Origin of the sequence: Herbaspirillum aquaticum (assembly GCF_002213425.1) — a bacterium.
GTDB classification, from domain to species: Bacteria; Pseudomonadota; Gammaproteobacteria; order Burkholderiales; family Burkholderiaceae_D; genus Herbaspirillum; species Herbaspirillum aquaticum.
In genome coordinates this window covers 41,030-61,937 of record NZ_NJGV01000023.1, presented here as the reverse complement: position 1 = coordinate 61,937, position 20,908 = coordinate 41,030, and the positions used below count along the sequence as shown (strand labels likewise).

At 63.9% G+C, this 20,908-nt stretch carries 21 protein-coding genes; 8 read left to right on the top strand and 13 right to left on the bottom strand.

Annotated features, from left to right (window positions below; all coding sequences use genetic code 11):
- Positions 1-34: 34 nt before the first annotated feature.
- From paaK to CEJ45_RS20020, 4 genes are all read left to right on the top strand, one after another.
- Complete coding sequence (gene paaK / locus CEJ45_RS20035; RefSeq protein ID WP_088756853.1) at positions 35-1,375, top strand: phenylacetate--CoA ligase PaaK; 1,341 nt, start codon at positions 35-37, stop codon at positions 1,373-1,375.
- A gap of 41 nt (positions 1,376-1,416) precedes the next feature.
- Positions 1,417-2,622, top strand: coding sequence for a 3-oxoadipyl-CoA thiolase (pcaF, locus tag CEJ45_RS20030; RefSeq protein WP_088756852.1), 1,206 nt, complete (start codon positions 1,417-1,419; stop codon positions 2,620-2,622).
- Positions 2,623-2,820: 198 nt separating this feature from the next.
- Entirely contained in the window at positions 2,821-3,720 is a 900-nt protein-coding gene (locus tag CEJ45_RS20025; RefSeq protein ID WP_088756851.1) for a class I SAM-dependent methyltransferase, read from the top strand.
- A gap of 230 nt (positions 3,721-3,950) precedes the next feature.
- Positions 3,951-5,069, top strand: coding sequence for a sensor domain-containing diguanylate cyclase (locus CEJ45_RS20020; RefSeq protein WP_088756850.1), 1,119 nt, complete (start codon positions 3,951-3,953; stop codon positions 5,067-5,069).
- Between the two features lie 8 nt (positions 5,070-5,077).
- Here the strand turns inward: CEJ45_RS20020 and CEJ45_RS20015 are convergent, their stop codons facing one another.
- From CEJ45_RS20015 to CEJ45_RS19985, 7 genes are all read right to left on the bottom strand, one after another.
- Positions 5,078-5,965 (bottom strand): DMT family transporter, encoded by an 888-nt coding sequence (locus tag CEJ45_RS20015; RefSeq protein WP_088756849.1) that lies wholly within the window; start codon positions 5,963-5,965, stop codon positions 5,078-5,080.
- 202 nt (positions 5,966-6,167) lie between these two features.
- Positions 6,168-6,428: a YfhL family 4Fe-4S dicluster ferredoxin gene (locus CEJ45_RS20010; protein WP_034330680.1), complete on the bottom strand. Its 261-nt coding sequence runs from the start codon at positions 6,426-6,428 to the stop codon at positions 6,168-6,170.
- Between the two features lie 72 nt (positions 6,429-6,500).
- Positions 6,501-6,983 carry a pantetheine-phosphate adenylyltransferase gene (gene coaD, locus CEJ45_RS20005; RefSeq protein ID WP_006461533.1) on the bottom strand — a complete coding sequence of 161 codons (483 nt, stop codon included), beginning with the start codon at positions 6,981-6,983 and terminating at the stop codon, positions 6,501-6,503.
- 36 nt (positions 6,984-7,019) lie between these two features.
- On the bottom strand, positions 7,020-7,688 hold the full coding sequence (gene rsmD, locus CEJ45_RS20000) for a 16S rRNA (guanine(966)-N(2))-methyltransferase RsmD (protein ID WP_088756848.1): 669 nt from the start codon (positions 7,686-7,688) through the stop codon (positions 7,020-7,022).
- Between the two features lie 84 nt (positions 7,689-7,772).
- Positions 7,773-9,095: a M16 family metallopeptidase gene (locus CEJ45_RS19995; protein ID WP_088756847.1), complete on the bottom strand. Its 1,323-nt coding sequence runs from the start codon at positions 9,093-9,095 to the stop codon at positions 7,773-7,775.
- Positions 9,096-9,132: 37 nt separating this feature from the next.
- Complete coding sequence (locus CEJ45_RS19990; RefSeq protein WP_088756846.1) at positions 9,133-9,786, bottom strand: ParA family protein; 654 nt, start codon at positions 9,784-9,786, stop codon at positions 9,133-9,135.
- Positions 9,787-9,922: 136 nt separating this feature from the next.
- Positions 9,923-11,302 (bottom strand): M16 family metallopeptidase, encoded by a 1,380-nt coding sequence (locus CEJ45_RS19985; protein ID WP_088756845.1) that lies wholly within the window; start codon positions 11,300-11,302, stop codon positions 9,923-9,925.
- Positions 11,303-11,471: 169 nt separating this feature from the next.
- Here CEJ45_RS19985 and ftsY point away from each other — a divergent pair, with 169 nt between their 5' ends.
- Genes ftsY through ftsX form a run of 3 tightly spaced genes read left to right on the top strand, consistent with a single transcriptional unit; the run spans position 11,472 to position 14,303 of the window.
- Positions 11,472-12,686: a signal recognition particle-docking protein FtsY gene (gene ftsY, locus CEJ45_RS19980; protein ID WP_088756844.1), complete on the top strand. Its 1,215-nt coding sequence runs from the start codon at positions 11,472-11,474 to the stop codon at positions 12,684-12,686.
- Positions 12,687-12,690: 4 nt separating this feature from the next.
- A complete protein-coding gene (locus tag CEJ45_RS19975; protein ID WP_039783818.1) occupies positions 12,691-13,383 on the top strand; it encodes a cell division ATP-binding protein FtsE in 693 nt (230 codons plus the stop codon).
- Entirely contained in the window at positions 13,380-14,303 is a 924-nt protein-coding gene (gene ftsX / locus CEJ45_RS19970; protein ID WP_088756843.1) for a permease-like cell division protein FtsX, read from the top strand. Before CEJ45_RS19975 ends, ftsX begins: the two co-directional genes overlap by 4 nt.
- Before the next feature lie 25 nt (positions 14,304-14,328).
- On the opposite strand, the gene CEJ45_RS19965 is transcribed toward ftsX, so the two are convergent.
- Positions 14,329-15,270 (bottom strand): hypothetical protein, encoded by a 942-nt coding sequence (locus CEJ45_RS19965; protein WP_241517389.1) that lies wholly within the window; start codon positions 15,268-15,270, stop codon positions 14,329-14,331.
- 629 nt (positions 15,271-15,899) lie between these two features.
- Between CEJ45_RS19965 and rpoH the strand changes: the two genes are divergently transcribed.
- Positions 15,900-16,799, top strand: a complete 900-nt coding sequence (gene rpoH, locus CEJ45_RS19960) for an RNA polymerase sigma factor RpoH (RefSeq protein WP_088756842.1) — start codon at positions 15,900-15,902, stop codon at positions 16,797-16,799.
- 88 nt (positions 16,800-16,887) lie between these two features.
- Here the strand turns inward: rpoH and CEJ45_RS19955 are convergent, their stop codons facing one another.
- The 5 genes from CEJ45_RS19955 to CEJ45_RS19935 are packed head-to-tail and all read right to left on the bottom strand — an operon-like array spanning position 16,888 to position 20,897.
- Positions 16,888-17,478, bottom strand: a complete 591-nt coding sequence (locus CEJ45_RS19955; protein ID WP_088756841.1) for an SCO family protein — start codon at positions 17,476-17,478, stop codon at positions 16,888-16,890.
- A 12-nt stretch (positions 17,479-17,490) separates the two neighbouring features.
- Complete coding sequence (gene cyoE / locus CEJ45_RS19950) at positions 17,491-18,384, bottom strand: heme o synthase (protein ID WP_088756840.1); 894 nt, start codon at positions 18,382-18,384, stop codon at positions 17,491-17,493.
- Positions 18,381-19,517 carry a COX15/CtaA family protein gene (locus CEJ45_RS19945; RefSeq protein ID WP_088756839.1) on the bottom strand — a complete coding sequence of 379 codons (1,137 nt, stop codon included), beginning with the start codon at positions 19,515-19,517 and terminating at the stop codon, positions 18,381-18,383. The genes cyoE and CEJ45_RS19945 overlap by 4 nt, the downstream gene beginning before the upstream one ends.
- Before the next feature lie 44 nt (positions 19,518-19,561).
- Positions 19,562-20,194 (bottom strand): SCO family protein, encoded by a 633-nt coding sequence (locus tag CEJ45_RS19940; RefSeq protein ID WP_088756838.1) that lies wholly within the window; start codon positions 20,192-20,194, stop codon positions 19,562-19,564.
- The gene (locus tag CEJ45_RS19935; RefSeq protein ID WP_088756836.1) at positions 20,181-20,897 is read right to left on the bottom strand and encodes an SURF1 family protein; all 717 of its coding nucleotides are present in this window, start codon (positions 20,895-20,897) and stop codon (positions 20,181-20,183) included. The genes CEJ45_RS19940 and CEJ45_RS19935 overlap by 14 nt, the downstream gene beginning before the upstream one ends.
- Positions 20,898-20,908: the final 11 nt, after the last annotated feature.

Here is a 20,908-nt window from a genome sequence, read left to right as displayed (position 1 = left end):
AGAACACCAATACCAACAGAGACAGGAGACCACCATGACCACCCGCACTCCACAACCCGGCGATCTGGAACCCATCGAAACCGCCAGCCGCGACGAACTGCAGGCGCTGCAGCTGCAACGCCTGAAATGGTCCTTGCAGCACGCCTATGACAACGTGGCGCACTACCGCAATGCCTTCGACCAGGCCGGCGTGCATCCGGACGACCTCAAGAGCCTGTCGGATCTCTCCAAATTCCCCTTCACCACCAAGCAGGACCTGCGCGACCACTATCCCTTCGGCATGTTTGCCGTGCCGCGCGAACAGGTAGTGCGGGTGCACGCCTCCAGCGGCACCACCGGCAAGCCGACCGTGGTGGGCTATACGCAGAACGACATCGACACCTGGGCCACCGTGGTGGCGCGCTCCATTCGCGCCGCCGGTGGCCGGCGTGGCGACATCGTGCAGATTTCCTATGGCTATGGCCTCTTCACCGGCGGCCTGGGCGCGCACTATGGTGCGGAAAAACTGGGCTGCACCGTCATCCCCATGTCGGGCGGCCAGACCGAAAAACAGGTGCAGCTCATTCGTGATTTCAAACCCAGCATCATCATGGTCACGCCCTCCTACATGCTCAACGTGATCGAGGAATTCCAGCGCCAGGGACTGGATGCGGCGGCCAGTTCGCTGAAGGTTGGCATCTTCGGTGCCGAGCCCTGGACCGATGCCATGCGCCGCGAGATCCAGCAGCGCGCCGGCATCGATGCGGTGGACATCTATGGCCTCTCCGAAGTGATGGGGCCGGGCGTGGCCAGCGAATGCATCGAGAGCAAGGATGGCCCGGTGATCTGGGAGGACCACTTCTATCCCGAGATCATCGACCCGGATACCGGTGAAGTGCTGCCCGATGGCGAGGAAGGCGAGCTGGTCTTTACCTCGCTGACCAAGGAAGCGCTGCCGATGATCCGCTACCGCACCCGCGACCTCACGCGCCTGTTGCCGCCGACCTCGCGCTCGATGCGCCGCATCGGCAAGATCACCGGCCGTTCGGATGACATGCTCATCATCCGTGGCGTGAACGTGTTCCCGACCCAGATCGAGGAGCTGATCCTGAAGCTGCCGCAACTGGCCCCGCAATACCAGTTGCAGATCGAACGTCACGGCCACATGGACAGCATGTGCGTCTTCGCCGAGCTGCGCGAGGATGCCTCCAACGAACACGTGGAAGCACTGGAGAAGGAACTGCAGCACAGCATCAAGACCTATGTCGGCATCTCGACCAAGGTGACGGTGGTGCCGGCCGGCATGATCGAGCGCACCTCGGTGGGCAAGGCCAAACGCGTGATCGACCATCGCAAGAAGGCCGAAGCCGCCGCCACGTCGGCCGTTCCGGCCTGATGCCCGGCCCTGCAACCCTTGATCCAGGAAGAAAGAGACCTATGGAAGCATTGATCTGTGACGCCATCCGCACGCCCTTCGGCCGCTACGGTGGCGCCCTGGGCGCGGTACGCGCCGACGACCTCGCGGCTGCGCCCATTCGCAGCCTCATGGAGCGCAACCCCGGCGTCGACTGGAGCCGCGTCGACGACATCCTCTACGGCTGCGCCAACCAGGCCGGCGAAGACAACCGCAACGTGGCCCGCATGGCCGGTTTGCTGGCCGGCCTGCCCATCGAGGTACCGGGCACGACCCTCAACCGCCTGTGCGGCTCCAGCCTCGATGCCGTGGGCATGGCCGCACGCGCCATCAAGTCGGGCGAGGTACAGCTGATGATCGCCGGCGGCGTGGAGAGCATGACGCGCGCGCCCTTCGTGATGGGCAAGGCGGAATCGGCCTTCTCGCGCAGTGCCGCGATCTTCGATACCACCATCGGCTGGCGCTTCGTCAATCCGCTGATGAAGGCGCAGTACGGCATCGACTCCATGCCCGAGACGGCAGAAAACGTCGCCACCGATTTCAACATCAACCGTGCCGACCAGGATGCTTTTGCGCTGCGCAGCCAGCAACGCTGGGCCGCAGCGCAGGAGGCCGGTTTCTTCGCGGGCGAGATCGCACCGCTGGCCATCCCGCAGAAGAAGGGCGATCCGCTCATCGTCACCACCGACGAACATCCGCGTCCGGACACCACCCTGGCCACGCTGGCCAAACTCAAGGGCGTGGTGCGTCCCGATGGCACGGTCACGGCCGGCAATGCCTCCGGCGTCAACGACGGGGCCTGCGCGCTGCTGCTGGCCTCGCCCAAGGCCGCCGACCTGTATCGCATGAAGCCCCGTGCGCGCGTGCTGGGCATGGCCACGGCGGGCGTGGCCCCGCGCATCATGGGCTTCGGCCCGGCCCCGGCGGCACGCAAGGTGCTGGCGCAAGTCGGCCTGACGCTGGCGCAGATGGACGTGATCGAACTCAACGAAGCCTTTGCCGCGCAGGGGCTGGCCGTCACGCGCGATCTCGGCTTGCCCGACGATGCCGCGCACGTCAATCCGAATGGCGGCGCCATTGCCATCGGCCACCCGCTGGGCGCTTCCGGTGCACGCCTTGTGACGACCGCCCTCAACCAGCTGGAGCGCACCGGTGGGCGCTATGCGCTGTGCACCATGTGCATCGGCGTGGGCCAGGGCATTGCGCTGGTGATCGAACGGATAGCGTAAGGCCTTGGGAACAGCCCGTGCGCGCATGTTTGCTGGCTTGCAACATGCCGCGCACGGCAGCAGCACTTCACGAAGTTGACATCGGGATCGGGTAAAATGCCCGGCCACGGCAGGCCTTTGCCGAGCTCCGGAGCTCGCCGCCTTGCCCCCGAATCCACCCCGCCGGCCTGCGCGCCGGCCCTTCGCCAGTGCAGCACCATGAGCAAGCAAGCCAACAGCGCCCCCGGCCGCCAGCCGAACCGGGCCAAACCCACTGCCGAGAGCACCCCGCAGGCGCATGAGATCCGCCCCGGCCAGTCCATCGAACTGCTCAAGGAACTCCACATCCTGACGCGCGACGGCAAGCTGAACCAGGACAGCCGCCGCAAGCTCAAGCAGGTCTACCACCTCTACCAGTTCATCGAACCGCTGCTGCAGGAAGTGCTGGATGATCATCCCGACGTGAGCCTGGTCGACCATGGCGCGGGCAAGTCCTATCTCGGTTTCATCCTCTACGACCTGTTCTTCAAAAGCCTGCAAGGTACACCGCGCATCTATGGCATCGAAACGCGCGAAGAGCTGGTGCGCAAGTCCGAAGAACTGGCTGCACGCCTGGGCTTTGGCGGCATGTCCTTCCTGAACCTGTCGGTGGCCGATTCCACCACCTCGTCCAGCCTGCCGGAAAAGATCGACGTGGTCACCGCCCTGCACGCCTGCGACACCGCCACCGATGACGCCATCCATTTCGCGCTGGCCAAACAGGCGCGCTTCATCGTGCTGGTACCGTGCTGCCAGGCCGAAGTGGCCTCGGTGCTCAATCGCAACAAGGGCAAGTCGCTCGCCAATTCGCTCACCGAGATCTGGCGCCACCCGCTGCACACGCGCGAATTCGGCAGCCAGGTCACCAACGTCCTGCGCTGCCTGCAGCTGGAAGCGCATGGCTACAAGGTCAGCGTGACCGAGCTGGTGGGCTGGGAACATTCGATGAAGAACGAGTTGATCATTGCGCAATACCGCGACCTGCCGCGCCGCCGCCCGGCCGAGCGCCTGCAGGAAGTGCTGCGCACGCTGGGGCTGGAAGAGATGGGCGAACGCTTCTTCGCCCCCCTGGCCGCCTGAGCCGGCGCCAGCAGGCAAGCGGACGGGAACGTTTCTTGCTGGACAGGAATGACAGGGTCAGGCTTCATTTGCCGCCGTCCCTGCCGATAACATCGGATTGGAATACGGCAATTGCAGCACAGCAGCACAGGCAGTCCGGCCGCACGCCCTTGGCGTGACTGGCCGCAGGGAGACCGGGCAACCGGATTGGGCAAGGGGCCGGCCGCACGCCGGGAAATGCAGATGAGCACATGAGAGCCACCATCGATATGGAATCGCTGATTGCCGACAACGAGCAACTGAGGAGCGAACTGCAGGAGCTGCTGCAGCAGGCGCACATCAACCAGTCCATCATCGAGCGCCACCAGGCCTTCGACCTGAAACTGATCGGCGCCAGCGAATTCCGCGAGCTGATCGACGTCATCCTCACCGTCATGCCGGGCGTGTTCAGCCTGGAGACGGTGACGCTGTCTCTCATCGATGGCGACTACGCGATCCAGCGCATCCTGCGCGACCTGCAGATCGGCGTGAACGAATTTCCCAAGCTGCTGTTCCTGAAAGCCCCGCTGCATTTCATCGACGAAGATGGTCCGCTGGAAGATGAAAAGCCGCGCCTGGGCCAGTACGTGCCGGCCCTGCACGGCGCGCTGTTCCCAAATTACCAGCCGGTGAGCGTGGCGGTGCTGCCGCTGGTGCGCCAGCATCGCTTGCTGGGCTATCTGTCGCTGGGTAGCGCCTATGCCGAGCGCTTCACGCGCAGCCTGGCCACCGACTTCATCCAGCGCCTGGCCACTGTCGCCGCCATCTGCCTGGAAAACGTCATCAACAACGAACGCCTGAAGCACATCGGCCTCACCGATCCGCTCACGGGCGTGAACAACCGCCGCTACATCGAGCAGCGCATGCAGGAAGAAGTGGCGCGCAGCCAGCGTGACCGCTCGGCACTGTCTTGCCTGTTCATCGACATCGACCATTTCAAGCGCGTCAACGACCAGTTCGGCCACCAGAGCGGTGACGACGTGCTGCGTGAAGTGGCCGCGCGCATCAAGAAGGAACTGCGTCTCTCGGATGCGCTGGGACGCTTCGGCGGGGAAGAATTCGTGGTGCTGCTCACGCACGCCACGCGGGACGACGCGGCACGCATCGCCGAGCGCATCCGCGCCGGCATCTGCAGCCGTGGCGTGATGATCGAAGGTTCGCGCGATCCGCTGCGCATCAGCGCCTCCATCGGCGCGGCCGCGCTGTCACCGCCCGAGCGCAGCCGTCCCGCCGCCGAGGTCAAGCAGGCCATGCTCAAGGCCGCCGACCAGGCGCTCTACCAGGCCAAGGAAGCCGGGCGCAACCGGGTCATGCTGGCACCGGCCGAATGAACATCTGATCAGGCCGGCTGCGCGGCCACACGGCGATCGCGCACGATCCAGGGCGCGGCGATGATGAGCACGCCGCCGATGAGGTCCTGCGGCCGCAGCTCGGCCGCCCCCAGCATCCAGGCCGAGAAGGTCGCCACCAGGATTTCGGCTAGCATGATGACGGCCGCGATGTTGGCCGGCAGGCGCGCCACCCCATATTGCAGGCTCAGGTTCGATACCAGGAACAGCACCGCCCACAGCGCCACCACCGGTACGGCCGCCATCGGCAGGGGCAGCGGCCAGGCCACCATGCCGGCCGCTGACAGCACCACGCCCAGCAGGCTGGCGAAGACGCCGCTACCGACCAGCATCGCCACGGCCCGCGTACCATCGGAGAAGCCGTGGAGGCGGCGCAGCAGCACGTTGGTCACCGCAAAGAGCAGGCCCGAGGCCACCGCCATCCAGTCCGGCAGGCTCTGCGGCAGCGGCAGGCCCAGGCGCGGCTGGTACAGCACGATAAAGGCGCCACCCAGGCCCAGGGCCACGCGCGCCAGCGAACGCGGGGTGATGGCCTCGTGCAGCACCAGGCGCGCCAGGATCACGGTCCATACCGGCATCAGGTAGAACAGCAGGATCACCCGCACCACGTCGCCATAGGCCACCGCCATGTTGAAGGAGGCATTGGTCAGGCCCGTGGCCAGCCCCACGCCCAGCAGGGCCGGATGGCGCCACAGCAGTGGCAGTTCGCGATGGCGCAGGGTCAGCAGCAAGAGCGCACAGCCGCTGAAGATGGCGGCCGTGGCCCAGAGCGGATGCAGGCCCATGCCTTCCAGCGCGCGCGTGCCAGTCCAGGACAGGCCCCAGATGAAGGTGTTGAGCAGCAAGGCGGCGACGGCGGATTTGGGAATGGGTTGCATGTCTTGTTCAGGAGGAAGCGCGTAGGTCAATCCGGCAGGTAAGCCAATGTACTTGCGTAGCCGCAGACGGATGGATGGCCGGCGCTGATAGCGGGTATTAATCCACGCTTAATGCTCGACAGAAGGAGCATTAACAAAATCAAAATGCCGTTCAGTGCAGCACTGAACGGCATTGACTTGCAGCACGGCCGCAGCCGGTCGATCAGCTGCGCTTGGCCTCGGCCTGCAGGCGTTCGTACTTGTCCATCAGCTGCTCTCGGCTTTCCCGCCAGGCCGGGTTGAAGGGGATGCAGGCCACCGGGCAGACCTGCTGGCACTGCGGTTCCTCGAAATGGCCGACGCATTCGGTACATTTGTCCGGATCGATCTCGTAAATCTGCGGACCCATGTAAATGGCCTCGTTGGGGCATTCCGGTTCGCAGACGTCGCAGTTGATGCAATCGTCGGTAATCATCAGTGCCATTGCCGCACCTCGCTTGCTTGAAACATCATTGCCCTGCCTTTTGCTTGCCTTACGTCCTGTGCCTCGCCAGCCTCATTGCTTGGCGATCTTTTCCTTGAGCCACTTCTCCACCGACGGGAACACGAACTTGGACACGTCCCCGCCCAGCTGCGCAATCTCGCGCACGATGGTGCCGGAGATGAACTGGTACTGGTCGGACGGGGTCAGGAACAGCGTTTCCACGTCCGGCAGCAGGTAGCGGTTCATGCCGGCCATCTGGAATTCGTATTCGAAGTCCGAGACCGCGCGCAGGCCGCGCACGATGACGCGCGCATTGTTCTGGCGCACGAAATCCTTCAACAGGCCCGAGAAACTCTCCACCTGCACGTTCGGATAATGCCCCAGCACTTCATTGGCAATCGACAGGCGCTCTTCGAGCGAAAAGAAGGGCTTCTTGTTCTTGCTGTCGGCTACGCCCACGACCAGCTTGTCGAACAATCCGGATGCGCGGCGGACCAGGTCCTCATGGCCGCGCGTCAACGGATCGAATGTCCCCGGATATACAGCTGTGACCATGGTGTCTCCTCTCCGGCTATTGAATCAGAAGGCGCATTATGCCTCAATTTGGGTGCCGCTTTTGCGTTGCAATAAATGATAGAAGACCATGCCGGCCTTGTCGGCGCGGACCACTTCCCAGTCCTGCATCCATTCGGGGGCCTGCTCGCCATCGAGCGGATATTCAGCTTCCGCGTAGACCAGCCCGGAAGGGGTGAGCAAAGGCATGCACGCCGGCAACACTTTTTCCAGCCAGCCCTGGTGATAGGGGGGATCGATGAAGACCAGGCCGTAGCCGCCCGGCTCGCGCTGGGCTGCGCTCTGCACCGCAGCCAGGGCGTCGCCGCGGACGATGGCCAGCTTGTCGGCCTTGAGCTTGTCGCGGTTGGCTTCCAGCTGGCGCACGGCCGGGCCGCTGTTTTCCACCATCACCACGCGGCGCGCACCGCGGCTGGCCGCTTCGAAACCGAGGGCGCCGGAGCCGGCGAAGAGATCCAGGCAGGCCACCTGCTCCCAGGCACCATCGATGAGATGGGTGATCCAGTTGAAGACGGTCTCGCGTACGCGGTCGGGCGTCGGGCGCAGGCCTTCGGCGTCCAGCACCGGCAGCGGCGTGCGCTTCCACTGGCCGCCGATAATGCGCACCTGGTGCGGGCCACGGTTGACGGGCTTGGCCGGCTTGCCGCCGTGGACGGTGCCGGTTCGCGGGGAACTGCTCTTGCGCATGACTTTCCTTGCTGCTGACGGCGGGGCCGTCGATGGGACCGGGGGATCCCGTGATTCTCGAATGAAATGAACTGACTAAATGATTTACTCGGCGGCTTCGCCGACGATGACGGTGGACAACGCTTCCGGATGCACATGCTTGCGGAAGGCCGCACGCACATCCTGGACGCTCACCGCGCGGATGCGCTCGATCCAGTGATCGAGGTAATCCAGCGGCAGGCCATAGAAACCGATCACCGAGAGATTCTCCAGCAGCTTGGCATTGCTGTCGATGCGCAGGGCGAAACCACCGGCGAGGTTGTCCTTGGCGGCCTTCAGTTCGGCGGCGGTCGGGCCTTCCTGCAGGAATTTTTCCAGCGTGGCGCGGGTCACGCGCAGGGCTTCGGCAGTCTGCTCCTTCTTGGTCTGCAGGCCGATCTGGAAGGGTCCCGGCTGGGCCAGCGGCGAAAAATAACTGTAGACGCTGTAGCTGAGGCCACGCTTTTCGCGCACTTCATCGGTCAGGCGCGAGACGAAACCGCCACCGCCCAGCACATAGTTGCCGACCGTGAGCGCAAAGAAATCATTGTCGCCGCGCTGGATGGCCGGGGCACCGATGAGGATGTGCGATTGCGAGGCCGGGTGGGCGATGCGGCGCTCCACACCCTTGGGTGCGGCCACCTGGGGCAGGGCCGGCAAGGCGCTGCCCTGCGGCAGGTCGCGCGTGAGGGCGCTGGCGATGCTGCGGGCCTGCGCTTCGGTGATGTCGCCGATCAGGGCGATGACGGCGCGGTTGGCCACGTAGTGGGCGCGATGGAAGGCCAGCAGGTCGTCGCGGGTGATGGCCTGCAGGCTGGTTTCGCTGGCATCGACGGCATAGGGATGGCTGCCGTAGGCGGCTTCCATGAAGGCCTTCTCGGCGATGGTTTCAGGCTTGGTCAGTTCTTCCTTCAGGTTGGCGATGGCCAGCGCGCGGTCACGCTCCAGGCCCGCCTGCGGGAAGGCCGGATGGGCCAGCATGCGGGCCAGCAAACCCAGCGCGGCATCGCGTTCGGCGGGTGAGGACAGGCTGCGCAGGCTCACGCCGGCACGGTCCTGCCCGGCTCCGCCGGTCTGCTGGGCGGCCACATCGGCAAAGCCGTCGAGGATCTGGGCTTCGGTCAGTGCCGGGACGCCGTTGGCGGCCTCCACGCCGCGCGTGAGGCTGGCCACGGTCAGCTCGGCCAGGCCGGCCTTGGCGGCGGGATCACGGCGCTGGCCGGCATCGAACTGCACGCTCACATCCAGCATCGGGATGGAATGATTGGCCACGAACAGCACGCGCGCGCCATCGGGCTGGGTCCAGGATTGGATGGCCAGGGCCGCCGAGGCGGGTGCGCTGGAGAGCAAGGCCAGCGGGAACAGCAGGAGCGAGAAGATGTTTTTCATGGAAACGGAAATCGAAAGCGACGGGGCAAGCGTGATGTCATGCGTTCTGTGCAGGGGCAGGGACTGGCTGCCCACCTATCCACTGCAGGATGGGCTGCCACTGGTCGAGATCGCGCTGCACGCGCGAGGGCGCGATATCCCACAGGGTCAGGCCGTGGGCGGCCAGTTGCACGTAGTTCTGGGTATCGCGCAGATGGCCCAGCACCGGCAGCTTCAAACCCTCGATGAAGCGCTGCAGCTGCTCGGCCGAGCGGGTGCGGGCATCGACCCGCATGCCGACGATGCCGACATCGATCTCGCCGTCGCGCACCGCCTTTTCATTGGCCAGGCGGCGCAGGAAATCCTGCGTGGCCAGGATGTCGAAGATCGAGGGCTGCAACGGTACCAGGATCTTGTCGGCCAGCTTGAGGGTATCGTTGAGGCGCCAGCCATGCAGCCCGGCGGGCGTGTCCAGCACCACGTGGGTGCTGCCCTTGGGCGGCTTGGCGACGTAGTCCTCGCTGATGTCCCAGGTGCTGATGGGGCGCGCCTGTTCCGGACGGATCGACAGCCAGGCGCGCGAGGATTGCTGGCGGTCGATGTCGCCCAGCATCACGGCATGGCCCTGGCTTGCGAAATAACCGGCCAGGTTGGTGGCCAGGGTGGTCTTGCCTACGCCTCCCTTGGGATTGGCGACGACGATGACGGGCATGGTTTTCTCCGTAAAGAACAGAAGCCGATCGATCAGGAAAGGAAGAACTCAGCGACTTGGATACACCATTAAGCTGACGTTAATGCCATTCAATACAGCATTGAGCCCGGCTTAATGGTGCAAAAAACGTCAATCCTCAATGCAACAGGCCCGGCGGCGGCGCGGCGGGCTTCTTGCCGTCCAGCGGCAGGGGCACCAGCGTGGCGACCGTGAGCGTATCGTCCTTGAAATATTTCTGGGCGACCGCCTGCACCTGGGCAGCGGTCACGCTTTTCAGGCGGTCGATGATGCGGTCAATGTTCTTCTGGCCCAGGCCGGTGGTTTCCATCATGCCGATCTCCATGGCCTGGCCGAAGACGGAATCGCGCTTGTAGACCTGGGAGGCGATCAGCTGCGTCTTCACCCGCTGCAGTTCCTGCTCGGAGACGCCTTCACTGGCGATGCGCTGGACCTCGGCGCGCAGCAGGCCTTCGAGCTGTTCGGTGGTGACGCCGTTGGCCGGGCTGCCTTCCAGCGTGAACAGCACCGGACCGCGCGCCACGCCGCTGTAGCTGGCGCCCACTGCGGTGGCCTGGCTGGCGGTGCGCACCAGGTTGGCGGTCAGGCGGGCATTGTCATAGCCGTCCAGCACGGCGGAGAGCACATCGAGGGCGTAGGCTTCCTGGTCGGCTTCCACATTGCGCAGGGCCGGGACCTTCCAGGCCATCACCACATAGGGATTTTCGGCCGGTGCCTTCACGGTGACGCGGCGCAAGCCCAGTTGCTCGGGCTCGTTCTGCGGCTTGCCCACGGGCACGGGGTGGGACGGGATCTTGCCGAAATATTTTTTGGCCAGGGCCAGCACGCGCTGGGCATCGACATCCCCGGCCACCACCAGCGTGGCGTTGTTGGGGGCGTACCACTGGCGGTACCAGTTGGCGATGTCCTGCACGCTCATGTGCTGCAGGTCGTCCATCCAGCCGACCACGGGGTGGTGATAGGGATGGGCGGTCCAGGCGGCGGCGTTCAGGGCTTCGTTCAAGAGGCCCATGGGCTGGTCATCGGTGCGCCAGCGGCGCTCTTCCATGATGACGCGGATTTCCTTGGCGAATTCCTTGGCGTCGAATTGCAGGTTGGCCATGCGGTCGGCTTCGAGCGCCATCACCTTTTCCAGGTGGCTCTTTTCGATCTGCTGGAAGTAGGCGGTGAAGTCATTGGCGGTGAAGGCGTTTTCCTGCCCGCCCAGCTCGGCCACGAGGCGGCTGAAATCGCCGACCTTGTGGTTCTTCGTGCCCTTGAACATCATGTGTTCCAGCGCATGCGACACCCCCGTGGTGCCGTTGAGTTCGTCAATGCTGCCGACCTTGTACCAGACCATCTGCACCGCCGTGGGCGCGCGCCGGTCTTCCTTGACGACCACCTTCATGCCGTTGGCCAGCACGAATTCGCGCGCCGGCTCGGCCCGCACCTGCGCCGCCGTGGTGGCCAGCAGGCTCAGCAGGGCGGTGGCCAGGAGGGCTCTGATCTTCGATTTCATGGGCTGTGCTCTGATAAAATGCAGGATTCATTGACCCTGGCGGCCAGGCGCGGGTCTTGTGGAAGGGCAATTGTAACCTGTCCACTGCGGTTGTCAGGGCAGCCACGCGCCTGCCGTCCCGCCCTCCCCCGCCCCGGCCGCAGCTACCATCCAGCCTATCCGCCATCCGATGTTCAGTTTCTTCAAGAGAAAACCCAAACCGGAAGCGCAACCCGCGCTGCCGCCCCAGGCCGAACCGGCGCCCCAGCCGGCCCCGGTGGTTCCCCCCCCTGCCGAATCCGCCGCACCCGCTGCTGCGCCTGTCGTTCAGCCGCCTGCTGCCGTGCCTGCCCCGGTAGCGCCCGCAGTCCCGGCGCCGGTCGCGGCCCCGACGCCTGCGCCCCAATCGCCGCCCGTCCCTGCCGCCATCCCTGAGCCGGTGGCCGCCGTGCAGGAGGCCGCCGAAGAAATCGAGATCGTCGCCGCGCCGGAACCGGCGCCCGAGGTCAAGCGTTCCTGGCTCTCGCGCCTGAAGGCCGGGCTGTCCAAGACCTCCAGCAACCTGACCACGCTCTTCGTCGGTGCGCGCATCGATGAAGATTTGTACGAGGAACTGGAATCGGCCCTGCTGGTATCGGACGCCGGCGTGGAAGCCACCCAGTGGCTGCTGGCCGAGCTGAAGAAAAAGGTCAAGAACGAGCGCCTGACCGAAGCCGCCCAGGTGCGTACTGCCCTGCGCACGCTGCTGATCGACCTGCTGCAGCCGCTGCAGCGTCCGCTGGTGCTGGGCCGCGACAAGCCGCTGGTGATGATGATTGCCGGCGTCAACGGTGCCGGCAAGACCACCACCATCGGCAAGCTGGCCTTGCACCTGCAGGCGCACGGCCAGTCGGTGCTGCTGGCCGCCGGCGACACCTTCCGCGCTGCCGCCCGCGAGCAGCTGGCGGTCTGGGGCGAGCGCAACAACGTCCAGGTGATTGCCCAGGAATCCGGCGATCCGGCCGCCGTGGCCTACGACTCGGTGCACTCGGCACAGGCGCGCGGCACCCATGTGGTGATGGTCGATACCGCCGGCCGCCTGCCGACGCAATTGCACCTCATGGATGAACTCAAGAAGATCAAGCGGGTCATTGCCAAGGCGATGAACTCGGCACCGCATGAAGTGCTGCTGGTCATCGACGGCAACACCGGCCAGAATGCGCTGGCCCAGGTCAAGGCCTTCGATGATGCGCTGGGGCTGACCGGCCTGGTGGTGACCAAGCTGGATGGCACGGCCAAGGGCGGCATCCTGGCCGCCATCGCCAAGACCCGCCCGGTGCCGCTGTATTTCATCGGCGTGGGCGAGAAGATCGAAGACCTGCAACCCTTCAACGCTACAGAATTCGTCGACGCCCTCCTGAGTTGAACCGATGATTGAATTTACCCGGGTTTCCAAGCAATACGCGCGCGAGGTCTATGCCCTGCGCGACATCACGTTGTCGGTGAAGAAGGGCGAATTGATTTTCCTGGCCGGCCCTTCCGGTGCCGGCAAGTCCACGCTGCTGAAGATGATCGCGGCCATCGAGCGGCCCACCTCGGGCAAGCTCACCGTCAGCGGCACCGACATCGCGGGCTTGAAACCCTCGGGCCTGCCCTACCTGCGGCGCAACCTGGGGCTGATCTTCCAGCAGCAGAAGCTGTTGCTGGACCGCAATTTGCTGGCCAACGTGATGCTGCCGCTGATCGTGACCGGCTCTTCCCGCCCGGATGCGGAAAAGCGCGCCCGTGCCGCCCTGGACAAGGTCGACCTGCTGGAGAAGGCCATGTGCGAGCCGCTGGAACTGTCCGGGGGCGAACAGCAGCGCGTGGCCATTGCGCGCGCCATCGTCAACCGTCCGCAGATCATCCTGGCCGACGAACCGACGGCCAATCTGGACCGGGCCAATGCCAACAAGGTGCTGGCGGCCCTGAAATCCTTCCACGGCGTGGGCGTGACCTGCCTGATCTCGACCCACGACGAAAGTTTCCTCACCGGCGCCGACCGCATCATCTACCTGGACCGTGGCCGCATCGTCGATGGCTGGCACAACGGCGTGGCCAATCCCGTGGAGGTGTCGCCATGAACTGGCTCCGACAGCATTTCGCCGCCATCGCGGACGCCCTGCGCCACCTGCTGCGCTCTCCGGGCAATTTCCTGTTGAACGTGCTGGTGGTCTCGATTGCCCTGGCCCTGCCCTTTGCCGGCCTCTCGGCGCTGGAAAACGTGCGCCCGATCTCGGAGCAGATGTCGGTGGAGCCGGAGATCAGCATCTTCATGAAGCCCGATGCCAGCCGCGAGGCCGCGCAAGCGGTGGGCAAGACCATCAGCCAGGTGTTAAAGGAGAGCAATACCAACGGCAAGGTCGAGTTCATCCCGCGCGAGAAAGCCTTCGACGCGATGAAGAGCAAGACTGGCCTGGCCGACGTGCTGGCCACGCTGGGCAGCAATCCGCTGCCGGACAGCTATGTGGTGCGCCTGCCCGGCTTCGAGAACGCCATGAATGCCAGCCGGGTGGACGACATCGCCCAGCAGATCAAGAAGCAGCCGGGCGTGGATACGGTGCAGATCGATTCCGAGTGGGTCAAGCGCCTGGCGGCGCTGCTGCGCATCCTGCGGCTGGTGCTGCTGTTCCTGGGGATCACGCTGGGGGCGGTGGTGGTGGCGGTCGTTTTCAACACGATTCGCCTGCAGGTGATGACGCAGCGCGACGAGATCGAGGTTTCGCGCCTGTTCGGGGCGACCAATTCCTTCATTTATCGTCCGTTCTACTACACCGGCGCACTGCTGGGCCTGTGTGCGGGCGCGGTGGCGCTGGGGCTGGTGGTGGCGGCACAGCAACCGCTCAATGAAGCCATCCTGGACTTTGCCCACCTGTATGCCTCGGAATTCCAGCTGGCCCTGCCCAGCCCCATGGCCATCGGCCTGCTGCTGGCCATCAGCGGCTTGTTGGGCTTGTTCGGGGCGATGCTGTCCGTGCGCAGGCAGCTGGCCAGGAAGGCTTGAGCCGCAAGCCTGCTTGCCGGCTTCATCAGTAGAAATAGCGCGCGATACTACGCGCGGCGCTGGGCGGGGCCAGCATCCGGTTGCGCATCTCCATGCGATGATTCTGGGTCGCCGCCCTGTCCAGCACCAGATGCAATGTGCCGGCACGGCCGCCCCAACGCCGGTACGTGGCCAGCGCATGCCGGTCCAGCAAGGCCTGCAATGACCAACAGTGGTCGCTGTTGCGCAGATGCACGGAGATCGCCGGATCAATCCACCCCGCAAACCAGACCAAATGATCCACAAGGCGGCGCAGGCTGTTGACGGCGTGACGCGGACGGCGCGGGATGAGCCCAAGGGTACCGAATCGGTCGAATTCCGGAATCGTCCAGATGGCGTCGTGGTGTCCGATACGGTTGCGCACATCGCGCAGTCTTTTGAGCAGAGCGACGACACGTTTCCTGAAGGCGGGACTGTCATAAGGGAAAAGCGCTGTGTCCGGCGCATGAGGAAAGACTGCCGCCAGAATATGAGCCTGCAATCCCCTCGGCTGCGCGTGGTGTGCGAGCGCGCCGATGAGCACCTCCCAGAATCCCAACGGCAACGCCGCCACCACATCATCAGGGGTGACAACATGAGCAGCGGGCTTCCTGCCACTGACTTTGTCCATCGCGCAGACAACGTCATCACGGGACCTGGAACTCAATTTGTGAATCGGTGGCAGCAACATGGGCGCAGCCGGATTGATGGCATGTGCCGGGTTGGCTCTGGGCATCATCCAGCCGAAGGAGTCCACCGCACCGTAGTAGCGTGATAGTGCTCCGTGCAATGCATTGCGCAGCGACACCTCGACATCGGCAAGCAACGGCAGCATCCCTGCCGCGACCGCCTGATTCCAGGCATAACACCCGAGCGTGTCCGTCTGCGACGTGGTGAGGAAGAAGCGCTGCAACGTGGACAACCGGGGTGCAGTGAGGTGTTTCAGCATGCCGTGAGCCTGTTGAACGTGAGGAAGTTCGGGTGCTATACTCAAATGCATAGAGACAGGGGTTTTCCGGGTAACTGGTCGTGCCCCTGTAAATTGAGGACAAAGCCCGCTCACTGCGGGCTTTGGACTTTCTGGCGGGAAATTTTATCGAGCCTGTTTGCCCGCAACAATAAATTGCCCTTCATCCCGTCTTCTTATCAGACCAAGCTCGTCGATTGACGAGTTGCAGCACTGCGGATCCCTCTCCTGAGCGGTCCTGGCCAGTCTGCTGGCGCGCGCTCTCCTGCTCCCGGTGCGCTGCAAAAAAGTGTTACAAGTTTCTGGCCCCCTTTTGACCCTGGTCGCAACTTTTGTCGCCCAAAGGCGACTAATATGAAGGGAAAGGGATGCAATGATTGGGCGAATAGCAATAGGTTGACGCTATTACCCCCTCACTATCATGCTATTAGCACTCCTGGGTGACGAGTGCTAGAATACCTTATCGAATTGCTCCAGTTTTCCGGAGCACTGCATCAAACAGCAGCGGCCCCAAGGCCGCGCCAGGGAAGTTGGAAACATTGCCCCTGGCATCCGAAGCATTTGCTTCCTACCGTTTCATACTGTTTCCGCAAAGGAACCAAGGAGAATCCATGAAAACTGCGTCTGCACAAACTGCACTCATGCCTGCCGAGTCCAATGCACTCGCGCTGGATTTTTCCGGCAGCCTGGGCAATATTGACGCGTATATCTCGGCAGTGAACCGCCTGCCCATGCTGACCCACGAAGAAGAGGTCAAGCTGGCCCGCGACCTGCGTGAAAAGAACGACTTGGGTGCCGCCCAGAAGATGGTGTTGTCGCACCTGCGCCTGGTGGTGTCGATTGCCCGTGGCTATCTCGGCTACGGCCTGCCGCATGCCGACCTGATCCAGGAAGGCAACATCGGCCTGATGAAGGCTGTCAAGCGCTTCGACCCGGGCCAGAACGTGCGTCTGGTGTCTTATGCCATGCACTGGATCAAGGCCGAGATCCACGAGTACATCCTGAAAAACTGGCGTCTCGTGAAGGTCGCGACCACCAAGGCCCAGCGCAAGCTGTTCTTCAACCTGCGCAGCCACAAGGAAGGCCTGGACGCGATGACGCCGGCCCAGGTCGAGGCCCTGGCCAAGACCCTGGACGTCAAGCGCGAAGAAGTGATCGAGATGGAAACCCGTCTGTCCGGTCGCGATATCGCCCTGGAGTCGCCCACCGATGATGAAGATGACAAGTTCGCGCCCATCGCCTACCTGTCCTCCGACAATTCGGAACCGACCCGCGTGATCGAAGCCAAGCAATACGACCGCCTGCAGTCCGAAGGCCTGGAAGCTGCCCTGTCCAAGCTGGATGACCGCTCGCGCCGCATCGTCGAAGCCCGCTGGCTGGCCAATGACGATGGCTCGGGTGCGACCCTGCATGAGCTGGCTGACGAGTTCGGCGTGTCGGCCGAGCGTATCCGCCAGATCGAAGCAGTCGCGCTGAAGAAGATGAAGACCTCGCTGCAGGCTTATTCCTGATCCAGATCTCGTTCAGATCAGCAGCAATGAAAAAGGCGCCCTCGGGCGCCTTTCTTTTTATCCAAACGATTTATATCGTTTCAAGCCATCACGACAGCAGCAACTTGATGTCATGCGCCAGCGTCTGCGGCCCCTGGCCGTGCTTGACGAAGAGTCGGATGTGTCCCTGCGGGTCGAATACATAGCTGCCTGCGGTGTGATCCATCGTGTAGCTGCCCGGCTGCTTGCCCGGCACCTTCTGGTAGAACACCTTGAATTCCTTGGCCACCTTCTCGGTCTGCGGCAGGTCGCCGCGCAAGCCCAGGAAACGCTTGTCGAAGGCCGGCACGTATTGCGCCAGCACTTCCTGGGTGTCGCGCTCAGGATCGACGGTGACGAAGAGCACCTGCACGCGGTCGGCATCCGGACCCAGTTCCTTCATGACGTTGGACATCTCGACCATGGTGGTCGGGCACACGTCCGGGCATTGGGTATAGCCGAAGAACATCACCACTACCTTGCCCTTGAAATCGGCCAGGGTGCGCGGCTTGCCGGTGTGGTCGGTCAGTGCGAAGTCCTTGGCGTAATCCAGCCCGGTGACATCGGTATTGTTGAACTTGAGTTCAGGCTTGGAGGGCCCGCAGGCCACCAGCAGCGTCGCGCAGCCAGCCAGCAGCAGCGCCGAAAGGAATCGTTTCATGCGTTCAGGGAATCAGAAACTGCGGAACAGGAAGTAGTGGTCCACCAGCAGCACCGCAAACAGGATGGACAGGTAGACGATCGAATAGGCAAAGGCCTTGCGCGCGATCAGGTCGGTGTAGTGGCGATAGATCTGCCACGAATACCAGAAGAAGATCGCCCCCAGCACGATGGCCGTGCCCAGGTAGATCAGCCCGCTCATGCCGATGGCGAAGGGCAGCATGCTCACCGCCAGCAGTGCGATGGTGTACATCAGGATGTGCAGCTTGGTCACTTCCATGCCGTGCGTGATGGGCAGCATCGGCAGGCCGGACTTGGCGTAGTCGTCGCGGCGGTACATGGCCAGCGCCCAGAAGTGCGGCGGGGTCCAGATGAAGATGATCATCACCAGCACCCAGGCCTGCATCGGCACGTCATTGGCCATGGCCGCCCAGCCCAGCGCGGGGGGCATGGCACCGGCCAGGCCGCCGATGACGATGTTCTGCGAAGTCGCCGGTTTCAGGATGATGGTGTAGATGATGGCGTAGCCGACAAAGGTGGCGAAGGTCAGCCACATGGTCAGCGGATTGACCAGGTTGTACAGCACCCACATGCCCAGGCCACCCAGCACGCCCGAGAAAACCAGCGTCTGTCCCACCGTGATTTCGCCGCGCGCCATCGGACGGCGGGCGGTGCGGGCCATGCGCGAATCGATCTCGCGCTCGACCAGGCAGTTGATGGCGAAGGCGGCACCGGCCAGGAGCCAGATGCCCAGCGTGCCGAAGACAACCTTGTGCCAGTCCGGCAGGTCAGGCGTGGAGAGGAACATGCCGATCACGGCACAGAACACCGCCAGCTGCGTCACGCGCGGCTTGGTCAGTGCCCAGTACTGGGCGATGCGGTTGGGTTGGGCGGTCAATGTGGTCATGGCGTGACGGGCCGGGCGGATGCTGGTGGAGCAGCGGCGGCCAGGCCGGAGGGTGCGTAACGGACCTTGTAGTTTAACATGACCATCAGGATGACCAGCAGCGCCGCACCACCGTTGTGGATCACCGCAATGGCCAGCGGCCAGTTCAGATAGATGGTCGCAAGACCAGTACAGAGCTGCAAACCCAGCACCGTCAGCATCCAGCGGGCGGTCTTGCGCAAGCCTTCATCACGCAGCGCGCGGTGTGCCAGCCATACAACATACAAGATGACGACAAAGGCAAAACTGCGATGCACCCAGTGGATCGCGGTCAGCGCTTCCACCGGCAGGTAGTCGCCTGAGGAGGTCATGCCGAGATGGCGCCAGAGCGTGAAGCCATGTTCGAAGTCCATCTCCGGCACCAGCTTGCCATTGCACAGCGGGAAGTCGGAACAGGCCAGCGCCGCGTAATTGGTGCTGACCCAGCCGCCCAGCGCGATCTGCAAGCCCAGCAAGGCCGCGCCGATGGTGGCCGGCACGACCAGCGCGCGGCCTGCGGACGAGACCGGCACATGCTGCTCCTGCCGCGCGCCCAGCCAGGCCAGCATGGCCAAGAGCGTCAGCCCCAGCAGCAGGTGGATGGTGACGATGATGGGCTGCAGCTTCATGGTTACGGTCCAGGCACCGAAGGCGCCCTGCAGGCAGACGAAGCCCAGCAGCGCCGTCGGGAACCACGGCCGGAACTGCAGTTCGGTCTTGCCCGACTTGATCCAGCGCCGCCAGGCGGCCACCATCAGCACGATGATGAGGAAACCCACGGCCATGGCGAAATAGCGGTGGATCATTTCGATCCAGGCCTTGGCCCAGGTCACGGGCCCGAATGGCATGGCCTCCTGCGCGGCATTGATGTGCTCATGCGCCAGCAGCGGATTGGCATGGCTGTAGCAGCCCGGCCAGTCCGGACAGCCCAGGCCCGAATCGGTCAGGCGCGTGAAGGCCCCGAACATGATCAGGTCGAAAGTAAAGAACAGCGTCACCCACACCAGCTTGCGGTATTTGTTGGCCACGCCCTGTGCGCGCCATACCAGCGCCAATGGAATCAGGGCCACCACGAGCCCGGTCAGGCCCAGTTGTATCAGCGTCGTTGCATTCATCTTGAGTCAAACGTGCGTCACTGCGCGACTGTGATCCACCCGCATCAGCCGATGGAAGAAGCTCGCAGCAATTTGGAAATGTCCTTCTTCATCTTGCCGGGATCGGGGTCCTTGGGGAAGCGCATCATCAGGTTGCCCAGCGGGTCGATCAGGTAGATGTGGTCTTCGGCCGAGGTGCCGGCATCGGCCGGCAACCAGGACTGCAATTTGCCGGCGTCAACCCGAAGGATATCGGTTCCGTCGAATTCGCGCAGGAGCAAGGTCGCAACCGGAGCGCGATCGATGACCAGCCATACACGCTCGATGCGCTCCATTTCCTTGCCTTGCATCAGCCGCAGCTGGCGCATGGTCAACAGTTTCTTCTGGCAGGGCTCACCACAGTCGCCGCGATCGACCTGCAGCATGACCCACTTGCCCTTGTAATCCTGCAGCTTGGCCGGGGAACCATCGATGGCACTGCTGCCGAGATCGGGAATCGGATACTGGCGCGGATCGATCAGCGCGCCATAGTTGTTGCGGCTCTGCGGCTTGATCACGTAATAGGTGAGGTAGGAAGCGATCATCGGGGCGGCGCACACGGCCACCACCGCCAGCATCTTCCAGCGGCCGATGCGGCGGCGGCGCGCCTCCTCCTCGGGGTTGGCTTGTGCGGCTTGCGCAGCTTCAGGTTTTGTCATGACGACCACGTTTGAATCCTGTCACGATGAAAAAAAGAAGGGCCATGCCCGCCAGTGCGTACCACTGCACGGCATAGCCACGATGACGATCGATGCCCAATGAGGGCGCCGGCCAGTCGCGCACCAGGGTATCGCCCGCCGCCCCGCCCTGCTCGATCACCAGCGGTGCTAGCGGCAAGCCGCTGGCCTTGGACAGCGCCGCCACATCGAGATTCTGCAGGATGGCCTGCGGACGCGGCGCATCGGCCGTCCCCAGTTGCAGCACGTGCCCGGCATCGTGACGCAGGACACCCTCGACCTCGGTGACACCCGAGGGCGGCGGCACCTGCGGCACACGCGTGCGATCGGCGGCATCGCGCGGTGCCCAGCCACGTGCCACGACTACGGCCGGTCCGCTGCCCTCGGGCTGGAACAGCGTGAGGACATGGAAACCGACCGCGCCATTGTAGGGGCGGTTCTCCAGGTAAAGCGTCCACTGGGCAAGATAGTGGCCGCGCAGGCGGATATGCCGGAACTCCGCGTCGTTCGCATCTTCCGGCAGCGCACTGAGAGGAGCGTCGGCACCGCGCGCCTGCATGCGCTGCTGCAAGGCCAGCTTCTCCTCAGCGCGATGCGTCTGCCACTGTCCCAGCGCAATGCCGGCGGCGGCCACGAGCAGCGTGGCGCAAAACGGGATGAGGCGAAAAACGAATCGGGTCGGCATCGATGAAGTTT

Coding starts and splice junctions, on each gene's coding strand:
- paaK (WP_088756853.1), top strand. CDS start 35: ATGACCACCCGCACTCCACAACCCGGCGATCTGGAACCCATCGAAACC.
- pcaF (WP_088756852.1), top strand. CDS start 1,417: ATGGAAGCATTGATCTGTGACGCCATCCGCACGCCCTTCGGCCGCTAC.
- CEJ45_RS20025 (WP_088756851.1), top strand. CDS start 2,821: ATGAGCAAGCAAGCCAACAGCGCCCCCGGCCGCCAGCCGAACCGGGCC.
- CEJ45_RS20020 (WP_088756850.1), top strand. CDS start 3,951: ATGAGAGCCACCATCGATATGGAATCGCTGATTGCCGACAACGAGCAA.
- CEJ45_RS20015 (WP_088756849.1), bottom strand. CDS start 5,965: ATGCAACCCATTCCCAAATCCGCCGTCGCCGCCTTGCTGCTCAACACC.
- CEJ45_RS20010 (WP_034330680.1), bottom strand. CDS start 6,428: ATGGCACTGATGATTACCGACGATTGCATCAACTGCGACGTCTGCGAA.
- coaD (WP_006461533.1), bottom strand. CDS start 6,983: ATGGTCACAGCTGTATATCCGGGGACATTCGATCCGTTGACGCGCGGC.
- rsmD (WP_088756848.1), bottom strand. CDS start 7,688: ATGCGCAAGAGCAGTTCCCCGCGAACCGGCACCGTCCACGGCGGCAAG.
- CEJ45_RS19995 (WP_088756847.1), bottom strand. CDS start 9,095: ATGAAAAACATCTTCTCGCTCCTGCTGTTCCCGCTGGCCTTGCTCTCC.
- CEJ45_RS19990 (WP_088756846.1), bottom strand. CDS start 9,786: ATGCCCGTCATCGTCGTCGCCAATCCCAAGGGAGGCGTAGGCAAGACC.
- CEJ45_RS19985 (WP_088756845.1), bottom strand. CDS start 11,302: ATGAAATCGAAGATCAGAGCCCTCCTGGCCACCGCCCTGCTGAGCCTG.
- ftsY (WP_088756844.1), top strand. CDS start 11,472: ATGTTCAGTTTCTTCAAGAGAAAACCCAAACCGGAAGCGCAACCCGCG.
- CEJ45_RS19975 (WP_039783818.1), top strand. CDS start 12,691: ATGATTGAATTTACCCGGGTTTCCAAGCAATACGCGCGCGAGGTCTAT.
- ftsX (WP_088756843.1), top strand. CDS start 13,380: ATGAACTGGCTCCGACAGCATTTCGCCGCCATCGCGGACGCCCTGCGC.
- CEJ45_RS19965 (WP_241517389.1), bottom strand. CDS start 15,270: ATGCTGAAACACCTCACTGCACCCCGGTTGTCCACGTTGCAGCGCTTC.
- rpoH (WP_088756842.1), top strand. CDS start 15,900: ATGAAAACTGCGTCTGCACAAACTGCACTCATGCCTGCCGAGTCCAAT.
- CEJ45_RS19955 (WP_088756841.1), bottom strand. CDS start 17,478: ATGAAACGATTCCTTTCGGCGCTGCTGCTGGCTGGCTGCGCGACGCTG.
- cyoE (WP_088756840.1), bottom strand. CDS start 18,384: ATGACCACATTGACCGCCCAACCCAACCGCATCGCCCAGTACTGGGCA.
- CEJ45_RS19945 (WP_088756839.1), bottom strand. CDS start 19,517: ATGAATGCAACGACGCTGATACAACTGGGCCTGACCGGGCTCGTGGTG.
- CEJ45_RS19940 (WP_088756838.1), bottom strand. CDS start 20,194: ATGACAAAACCTGAAGCTGCGCAAGCCGCACAAGCCAACCCCGAGGAG.
- CEJ45_RS19935 (WP_088756836.1), bottom strand. CDS start 20,897: ATGCCGACCCGATTCGTTTTTCGCCTCATCCCGTTTTGCGCCACGCTG.